This is a genomic window from Gammaproteobacteria bacterium, from assembly GCA_003696665.1.
Taxonomy (GTDB): domain Bacteria; phylum Pseudomonadota; class Gammaproteobacteria; order Enterobacterales.
In genome coordinates this window covers 1-9,021 of record RFGJ01000638.1, presented here as the reverse complement: position 1 = coordinate 9,021, position 9,021 = coordinate 1, and the positions used below count along the sequence as shown (strand labels likewise).

8 protein-coding genes are annotated in these 9,021 nt (G+C 52.1%); 3 read left to right on the top strand and 5 right to left on the bottom strand.

Annotated elements, in window-relative coordinates; translation table 11 throughout:
* Nucleotides 1-16: 16 nt before the first annotated feature.
* Nucleotides 17-727, top strand: a complete 711-nt coding sequence (locus D6694_15340) for a hypothetical protein (protein ID RMH34239.1) — start codon at nucleotides 17-19, stop codon at nucleotides 725-727.
* 9 nt (nucleotides 728-736) lie between these two features.
* On the opposite strand, the gene parC is transcribed toward D6694_15340, so the two are convergent.
* The 5 genes from parC to D6694_15315 form a co-directional block, all read right to left on the bottom strand.
* Nucleotides 737-2,989: a DNA topoisomerase IV subunit A gene (gene parC / locus D6694_15335; protein ID RMH34238.1), complete on the bottom strand. Its 2,253-nt coding sequence runs from the start codon at nucleotides 2,987-2,989 to the stop codon at nucleotides 737-739.
* Nucleotides 2,986-4,899, bottom strand: a complete 1,914-nt coding sequence (gene parE, locus D6694_15330; GenBank protein RMH34237.1) for a DNA topoisomerase IV subunit B — start codon at nucleotides 4,897-4,899, stop codon at nucleotides 2,986-2,988. The genes parC and parE overlap by 4 nt, the downstream gene beginning before the upstream one ends.
* Nucleotides 4,900-4,963: 64 nt before the next feature.
* A complete protein-coding gene (locus tag D6694_15325; GenBank protein ID RMH34236.1) occupies nucleotides 4,964-5,785 on the bottom strand; it encodes a 3',5'-cyclic-AMP phosphodiesterase in 822 nt (273 codons plus the stop codon).
* 9 nt (nucleotides 5,786-5,794) lie between these two features.
* Complete coding sequence (locus tag D6694_15320) at nucleotides 5,795-6,247, bottom strand: DUF1249 domain-containing protein (GenBank protein ID RMH34235.1); 453 nt, start codon at nucleotides 6,245-6,247, stop codon at nucleotides 5,795-5,797.
* A gap of 9 nt (nucleotides 6,248-6,256) precedes the next feature.
* Nucleotides 6,257-7,126, bottom strand: coding sequence for an NUDIX domain-containing protein (locus D6694_15315; protein RMH34240.1), 870 nt, complete (start codon nucleotides 7,124-7,126; stop codon nucleotides 6,257-6,259).
* Between D6694_15315 and D6694_15310 the strand changes: the two genes are divergently transcribed.
* The gene (locus D6694_15310) at nucleotides 7,041-7,694 is read left to right on the top strand and encodes a protein-L-isoaspartate O-methyltransferase (protein RMH34234.1); all 654 of its coding nucleotides are present in this window, start codon (nucleotides 7,041-7,043) and stop codon (nucleotides 7,692-7,694) included. The genes D6694_15315 and D6694_15310 overlap by 86 nt on opposite strands.
* A gap of 95 nt (nucleotides 7,695-7,789) precedes the next feature.
* The coding region (locus tag D6694_15305) for a type I secretion protein TolC (GenBank protein ID RMH34233.1) at nucleotides 7,790-9,021 on the top strand (1,232 nt) is incomplete at its 3' end.

Sequence of the window (9,021 nt, the reverse complement as noted above, 5' to 3'; positions counted from 1 at the left end):
TGCCGAGGGTCGAGTCATGAGCAATCCATACAGTCTGGACAATTATCAGCGACCAAAATTGGAAGTGCCTGGTGGCGCCAAACGGGTGCTTTTGCATTCCTGCTGTGCGCCTTGTTCTGGCGAGGTGATTGAAGCGATTCGTGCCAGCGGCGTTGATCTGACCGTGTATTTTTATAACCCGAATATCCATCCGCGAGACGAATACGAAATTCGGAAAGAAGAGAACAAACGCTACTGCCGCAAGCACAATATCCCGTTTGTTGATGATGATTACAACACGGACGATTGGTTTGACCGAGTCAAGGGGTTGGAATGGGAGCCTGAACGAGGCAAGCGTTGTACCGTTTGTTTCGATATGCGATTTGAACGCACGGCGTTGTATGCGCATGAACATGGCTTTCCGGTCTTTACCAGTTCTCTCGGAATTTCTCGTTGGAAGAATATGGACCAAATCAATGATTGTGGTGTACGCGCTGCGGCACGTTATCCCAATCTGGTTTATTGGACCTACAACTGGCGAAAGAAAGGTGGTTCATCGCGCATGATTGAACTGTCGAAACGAGAGCAGTTCTACCAGCAGGAGTACTGTGGTTGCGTGTACAGCCTCAGGGACACCAATCGCTGGCGGATGGCCAAGGGGCTTCCCAGAATTCGCCGAGGGGTTCGTTTTTACGGTCGTGAGTCGGTTGACGCTGTTCCAGTGAGTGTCACCACGTCGGATGACTAGGCCCAACGGCTAGTCATCCGCAGGAACAAGGCTGTCCACTCGTTGGAAGCCGCGTGGTAATTTATGTCCTCGCCGGCCGCGCTCGCCTCGGTAATGCAGTAAATCATCACCTTTGAGCGTGACATGGCGTTTGCCGGCTGAAATAATCAGCGGCTGCATCGGCGCCAATACGGTCATCCCGACAACATATTCTTCGCGGGTCGCGACGCGTGCTGATGGAATTCCGATCATCTTGTTCCCTTTGCCTTTTGTCAGTTGCGGCAGATCGGCGACATCGAAAATAAGCAAGCGTCCTTGATTGCTGACCACGGCCACCCAATCATTGTCGGGATCTGAGACCGCGCATGGTGGCAACACTTCGGCGCCAGTTGGCAACGACAGTAACGACTTACCGTTCTTTTGGCGTGAGAGCATGTCTTTGAACTGGCACAGAAACCCGTAGCCAGCGTCTGATGCGACGAGATAGCATTGTGATTCTTCGCCCATGAGTACGGCTTTGAATGAGGCCCCAGCGAGGGGATTCAGACGGCCTGTGAGTGGTTCACCGTGTCCTCGCGCCGATGGCAGCGTGTGGGCGGCCAGCGCGTATGCTCGACCATAAGAATCGATGAATACGGCCATTTGATTGGTGCGGCCCGCTGCCTGCATCAGGAAACGGTCACCACTTTTATAGCTGAGGCTTTCACCGCTGACGTCGTGTCCCTTGGCGGCACGAACCCAGCCTTTTTCGGAAAGCACGACAGTCACTGGTTCGCTTGGGAGCAAGTCGATTTCACTGAGTGCCGCCGCTTCTTGTCGCTCGACAATGGGTGACCGCCTGGCATCGCCATATGCTTCTGCGTCTTCGGCAAGTTCCTGACTGATTAATTGTTTCAATTTTGCTTGGCTGCCCAATATGCCGCTCAGCATTTTTCGCTCTTCTTCAAGCGTGGACTGCTCGGCACGAAGTTTTTCTTCTTCCAGTCTGGCCAGATGGCGGAGTTTTAGATTGAGAATCGCCTCGGCTTGTACTTCGGAAAGGTGAAAACGTTCCATCAACACGGGTTTCGGATCGTCTTCATGACGAATGATGGCGATGACTTCATCAATATTTAAGTAAGCAATGAGTAACCCTTCAAGAATATGCAGCCGCGTTTGTACCTGATCGAGGCGGTGCTGGAGACGGCGTCGAACGGTTTGCTGCCGATAATGTAGCCACTCACTCAGTATCGTTTTTAAGTTTTTGACCTGCGGACGGCCATCGATGCCAATCATATTGAGGTTGACGCGATGGCTTTTTTCTAGGTCGGTGGTGGCGAATAGGTGTCCCATTAGACGTTCGACATCCACTCGATTGGAGCGGGGCACCAAGACGATGCGGGTCGGATTTTCATGATCCGATTCGTCGCGCAAGTCTGACAGCCATGGCAGCTTCTTGGCTTGAATCTGTGTGGCAATCTGCTCAAGCACTTTGGCGCCTGAAACTTGATAGGGCAACGCTGTGATGATGATCTCGCCATCTTCGAGATGCCAGCGGGCTCGCTGACGAATGGAACCCTTGCCCTGCTCATAAATCTCACGAATTTCTTTTTCCGAGGTGATGATTTCCGCCTCTGTCGGGTAGTCCGGGCCGGGCATGAATTGCATCAATTCTGCCACGGTAGCCTCGGGGTGTTGTAGTAGGTGCCCGGCGGCCGCGACAACTTCGCGTAAATTATGCGGGGGAATGTCGGTTGCCATGCCAACCGCGATACCGGTACTGCCATTCAATAGGATATGGGGTACGCGTGCTGGTAACAGGACAGGTTCTTTCAGGGTGCCGTCGAAATTAGGTTGCCAATCCACGGTACCGTGACCAATCTCGCGCAACAATAAATCAGAAAAAGGGCTCAACTTGGCTTCGGTGTAACGCATGGCGGCAAACGATTTAGGGTCATCCGGGGAACCCCAGTTGCCTTGCCCGGTGATCAGCGGATAACGGTAAGAGAACGGTTGTGCCATGAGCACCATGGCTTCATAGCATGCGGAATCGCCATGCGGATGGAATTTTCCCAGCACGTCACCGACGGTGCGTGCCGATTTTTTGAACTTGGCGGATGCTTTTAGGCCAAGCTCAGACATGGCATACAGAATTCTCCGTTGTACTGGCTTGAGTCCATCGCCGATATGGGGTAACGCTCGATCCATGATGACGTACATGGCGTAATTCAGATAGGCATGTTCGGCGAATTCTGCCAATGAACGTGTTTCTGTATCGTCAAACTGTTCGGTGGTTGCGTTCATGTGTTCGACTCCGTCGCGAGTGGTTGTACGGCCTCTGCTAGGTTCCCGCGTTGTTCTAGCCATTGTTTTCGGTCGCTGGCGCGCTTTTTGGCGAGCAACATATCCATAAGTTTTTCTGTTTGTTCCGGATCGTCAATGACCAGCTGAACGAGGCGACGTGTCTCTGGCGCCATGGTCGTTTCGCGTAGTTGCATGGGATTCATCTCACCAAGCCCTTTGAAGCGTTGAATGTTGACTTTGCCTTTTCGGCCCTCTGCTTCTAGGCGATCGAGAATGCCCTGCTTCTCGTCGTCATCCAGCGCGTAATAGACTTCTTTGCCAACATCGATGCGATAAAGCGGAGGGACGGCAACAAACACATGGCCAGCTTCCACGAGCTTGCGAAAATGTTTGACAAATAACGCACACAGGAGGGTGGCGATGTGTAACCCGTCAGAGTCGGCATCGGCGAGGATGCATATTTTCCCGTAGCGCAATCCACTTAAATCATCACTATCTGGGTCCACGCCGATGGCCACAGAAATATCATGAACCTCCTGGCTGGCAAGGATTTGGTCAGCATCAACCTCCCATGTGTTCAGAATTTTTCCTCGCAATGGCATCACGGCTTGATAGTCCTTGTTGCGCGCCTGCTTAGCACTGCCGCCTGCGGAGTCACCTTCGACAAGGAACAGTTCGGATGCCATGGCATCTTGCCCAACACAGTCGGCAAGTTTGCCTGGCAAAGCCGGGCCGCTTGTGATGCGTTTTCGCGTCACTTTGCGTGCTTTTTTCTGCCTATGCTGGGCGCGCCGGATAATCTCTTCGGCCAGCACTTCGCCGTACTGTGTATTTTCATTAAGCCACAAACTAAAGGCATCTTTGACAACGCCACTGACGAAGCTGGCGCATTGACGTGACGACAATCGCTCCTTGGTTTGTCCTGAAAATTGAGGATCGGCGAGTTTTACGGAGAGTACATAGCAAAGTCCATGGCACACGTCGTCGGCTGTGATCTTGAGGCCCCGAGGTATCAAGTTTCGCAGTTCGCAAAATTCGCGGACAGCTTCGGTCAATCCATGACGCAGTCCGTTGACATGGGTCCCTCCCAAAGGGGTCGGGATGAGATTCACATAGCTTTCTTGAATACCGGCGTCCGTGTCTTCCAGCCAACACAACGCCCATTCGACGGCCTCGGATTCACTTTGGAAGTTTCCGCAAAAAGGGATCGGCGGTAGGCGCTCTTGATCATGAGTGGCCTCAAGCAGATAGGCCTCAGCACCATTTTCGTAGCACCACGAAATATTTTCACCATGAATTTTGTCTTCCAAGGTGATGCTCAGACCGGGACATAATACCGCTTTGGCTTTCAGTAGATGTTTCAGTTTATTGACGTGAATGTTTGGCGAATCAAAAAATTGCGGGTCTGGCCAGAAACGTACACTAGTGCCAGTGTTTCGCTGGCCGACCGTGCCAATGACTTTCAGATCGCTTAACTTTTCCCCATTGGCAAACGCCATGTGAAAGATTTTGCCCTGCCTCTTGATAGAGACTTCCAGTCGTGACGATAGGGCGTTGACGACGCTCACGCCGACACCGTGCAAACCGCCGGAGAATTGATAATTCTTATTCGAGAACTTTCCGCCAGCATGAAGCCGGGTCAAAATGACTTCAACACCCGGAAGCTTTTCTTCGGGATGAAGATCAACGGGCATGCCACGACCATCGTCTTCGACTTCAATGCTCTTGTCTTCGTGTAAAGTCACTCGAATTGTCCGGCAGTGGCCTGCCAGGGCCTCGTCCACCGCGTTATCAATGACCTCCTGCGCCAAATGATTGGGGCGCGTTGTGTCGGTGTACATCCCTGGTCGCTTTCGGACGGGCTCCAGTCCTGTGAGAACTTCGATTGATTTCGCCGTGTAATCGGTCATTTGTGAATATTCTCAGATCGATGGATGGCCATCATAGCCAAGAAGACGCGGACAGGGAAGCCGCCTAATAGCCTTTGATGCTGTAGTCCACCGTGAATTCCATGGGGCGAGTCCGGTGGACTTCTGTTTCAATGGAACCGTCATGGAAGAGTTTCAAAGTGCGGTAGCCAGGCTCTTCCGTTCCTGCCTTGAAATCCGATGAGCCCACGGCGAACTGAACGCATGTGGATGGTGTGGCCATCAGTCGTAACCCGTGTAGTTTTTGTTGGAATTCTTGGTGTACATGGCCCCATAAAATACCTTTGACTTGCGGAAACCGGGCAATCAATGCAAATAGCGTGGCGCTGTTCTTTAAGCCGATGCCATCCAACCATTGACTACCAACCGGCACCGGCTGATGGTGTAACACAATCAGCGCCCATTTCTCCGGATGTGCGGTGAGTCGCTTTTCCAACCAGGCCAGTTCCTTGTCTGACAAATAACCATGCACTTGTCTTCGCACTGAGGAATCAAGCATCAGAATTTGCCAGTATGTCGATTGAATGCATTTGTGTGGCTGGATGTGCTGGCCAATAAAATGTCGATGCATGACAGCGGGATCATCGTGGTTTCCGGCTGTCCAGAAAACGGGCCGGTTCAACCTAGACAGAAAGCGACCCAATCGCTGGTAGGCTGCGGCCGAGGCATCTTGCGCCAAGTCACCAGTGGCCAGAACCGCATCATGAGGCACTTTCTGGGCGGCTTCCAGGACAGCCTTCAGACTGTGCTCGGTATTTAACCCCAAAAGCCGACCGTTCGGATCGTGGAATAGGTGGCAATCGGTGATATGCAGCAATTGCACAGCCTCAGGCGATGTGTGTGTGATGTGGTAGATGGCTTCTTCCATGACCGTTCCTCATGGGGATTGGCAAAGGTTGTGGTGCATATTGTCAGCACAGCAACACGCGCGTAGCCATAGATTTAGGTGGGCATTGAGGCGGACTTTCTCATCCGGCAACCACATCCGATCGTTTGGGTAGGGATTGACACCTGGGTATTGCCGGCCTGTCTGATCCGCCAGCACTTCGGCAACACGCATGTCGTGATAAATTCTCACCGGCAAGCAAAGTGTTAACCATGCCGTCTGTGCCTTATCCAGATGAGGTTCTAGTCGCAACCAGTAAGTTTGCGTGTACTTTGTGTTATCGACCGCCTGATAATGAACTGAACCAAGCTGTGAAGCATTGAGCCACCCTTGTCCATGGTCTGAATTGGCAAAGAGATGACACCATAACTGATAGTTATGCTCGCAATACGCTAGGTGTTCTTTCAGCAGACGGGCGCGCTGCCCAGAAAGTTCGGTGTTCATCTGGTAAGCCTAACCTCGTGACGCCTTCGAATCAAACCTTTGGCAGTATTTTTCTTTGTGAATGGCGAGCCATTGCATCGCGATGAGCACCGGTGCATTATTGGCTCGACCTGACCACATTTCATGCCATGCTTCGTCAAAACTGAGCTTGACCACACGCGTTTCCTCTTCCTCCTCCGGTATACCGAACACGCCATCAATGTCATCGCTGTTGACAAGTGCAAGGAAGAGCCACACCCTTTCGTCACACCCTCCAGGGCTAGGATAATATTGTCCGATCGGTATGACATTATCGAGTATAGCGCCCGCTTCTTCGTGTGCTTCGCGTTTGACCACCGTATCTGGACTTTCCCCTGATTCGATCATCCCTGCCACCAGTTCAAGTATCCACGGCCCCTGCGCGTGCCCACGTGCTGCGAGTCGAAATTGTTCCACCAGCACTACGACATCCCGTTGTGGGTCCCAAAGGAGCACACAAGCGGAATCCCCACGTTCAAAAATTTCTCGATCATGCGGTGGTGTCCAGCGACCGTCTTGTTTGACATATCGAATACGATAGCGCGTCAGCCGAAAAAAACCGCGACCCAGTACATGTTTTGCCAAAATTTCATATTGTTTTGATGTTTCCATTGCGGTCATTCCAGTCACAGTCGGGAATAACTTAAGGTGACGAAAATCAAGCAGAAAATCCAACATTTTGATAAACTTTGCGCCATCGTTCCGATGGCCTCGGTCATCACTAGGTCTAAAACCGGCGGAAATCCGCTCGTCTTTGAACAATTGAGGTGGCGCTATGGATTTTGAACGAGCCCGTTTTTTGATGACACAGCAGCAAGTCCGGCCGTGGAAAGTTGTGGATGATCGAGTGCTCTCGGTCATGGGACAACTGCCACGGGAAAAATTCGTCCCCGATCACTTGCAAGCGTTGGCTTATTCGGACACAACGCTTCCCATCGGGCATGAGCAAATTATGCTGACGCCAAAGGAGCAAGGGCGCATTGCTCAAGCTTTGCGATTGAAGCCTACAGACCGGGTGCTCGAAATTGGGACAGGAACGGGTTATTTGACGGCCATCTTAGCATCCTTGGCGGAGCATGTGACGTCTGTCGATATTTTTGAAGACTTTGTGCACGAGGCAAAAACACGTTTAAACGAACTGGGGATTGGCAACGTCTCTTTGTGCGTTGGTGACGCGGCCTCGGGTTGGTCACAAAACGAGCGTTATGACGCGATTGTCATTACGGGTGGTTTGTTGGCGGTGCCGACCAGCTATAAGCATGCCCTGAAGGAGGGTGGGCGGCTGATTTGCATTATTGGTCAACCGCCTGCCATGCAGGTGCGGTTGGTCGAACGATGTGATGGTGAGCAATTTACGGATCATGGATTGTTTGAGACCGTTGTGCCATTGCTTGTGAATGCACCGGAGCCAGCGCGTTTCACCTTCTGACCGAGCGTCGAGGCTTGCGCACGGGAATAGGTTATTCTATATTAGAAAAAACTAATATAAAATTGAGGAAGTCTACAATGAGAAGACTAAGCGCAGTGGCAACGCTGTGTGGTGCGCTTTTGACCACGCCGGCAGCTTGGAGTGCAGACTTGTGGCAGTTATACCAAAATGCGCTGAATACAGATCCTCAGTACCGCGCCGCGGTAGCGAATGGCGCCGCCGGAGAAGAGGCGGTGGCGCAGGCGCGCGCCTCACTTCTGCCTCAAATTAACGCGTCTTGGAGCCAATCCGACATACGTTCTGAGTCAGAGCCAGGCACGCTTGTCTTTGGCGGTACCCCTTTTCCGACCAATCCCAGTACGACGACAAGCGACAGTACCAATTGGAGTCTGTCGTTGAGTCAGCAAATCTACCACCATGATAGCTGGCTCGGTTTGTCCATTGCGGAAAAGCAAGTGGAACAGGCGCGCTTATCTGTCAAGGCCGAGCGTCAAGCGCTTGCGGTGCGATTGGCTGAAGCCTATTTTGAGCTTCTGGCAGCGCAAGACAATCTCGAGTTCGCACAGGCAGAAAAAGCCTCTTTTGCCAAACAGCTCGAACAAACCCGCCAGCGCTTTAAAGTTGGTCTGAGTGCCGTGACCGATGTGAATGAGGCGCAAGCCCGGTTTGATCAGGCTGTTGCGAACGAAATCCTGGCACAAAATACCTTGGACAATGCCCGTGAAGGCATTCGCCAGATCATTGGCAAATACCCTGAGACGCTCGTGCCATTAAAAGACAAACTGCCGTTGGAAAGTCCGAAGCCAGCTGATATTGAAGCTTGGGTGCGCATGGCCGAAGAAAACAATATCCTTCTGCTTTCGCAGCGCCTTGCTGTTGAAATTGCCCGTGCGCGCATCAAGCAAAGTGAAGCGGGGCATTTGCCAACAGTGGATTTGATAGCTTCCTATTCGAATAATGACACAGACGGTAGCAACAATGGCAATGCTTTTAGCAACGGCGGTAATGATCGCCGCATTATGCTACAAGTGAATGTGCCGATTTTTTCAGGTGGTCGAACATCAAGTGCGGTACGGCAAGCGCAAGCCGACTTCACCAGAGCCACGCAAGATCTGGAGAAAACACGCAGGGAAGTGGTGCGCAATACGCGCTCTGCCTATCTTGGCGTGATGGCGTCCGTGGCATCCATTCAAGCGCTCAAGCAATCTTTGATTTCCAGTCAGAGTGCATTGGATGCGACCCAGGCCGGTTTCGAAGTCGGTACCAGAACGATGGTTGACGTATTGCAGGCCACGACCGCTCTGTTCAATGCCAAGCGTAATTTGGC

Coding starts and splice junctions, on each gene's coding strand:
- D6694_15340 (RMH34239.1), top strand. CDS start 17: ATGAGCAATCCATACAGTCTGGACAATTATCAGCGACCAAAATTGGAA.
- parC (RMH34238.1), bottom strand. CDS start 2,989: ATGAACGCAACCACCGAACAGTTTGACGATACAGAAACACGTTCATTG.
- parE (RMH34237.1), bottom strand. CDS start 4,899: ATGACCGATTACACGGCGAAATCAATCGAAGTTCTCACAGGACTGGAG.
- D6694_15325 (RMH34236.1), bottom strand. CDS start 5,785: ATGGAAGAAGCCATCTACCACATCACACACACATCGCCTGAGGCTGTG.
- D6694_15320 (RMH34235.1), bottom strand. CDS start 6,247: ATGAACACCGAACTTTCTGGGCAGCGCGCCCGTCTGCTGAAAGAACAC.
- D6694_15310 (RMH34234.1), top strand. CDS start 7,041: ATGGATTTTGAACGAGCCCGTTTTTTGATGACACAGCAGCAAGTCCGG.
- D6694_15315 (RMH34240.1), bottom strand. CDS start 7,126: ATGACCGAGAGCACTCGATCATCCACAACTTTCCACGGCCGGACTTGC.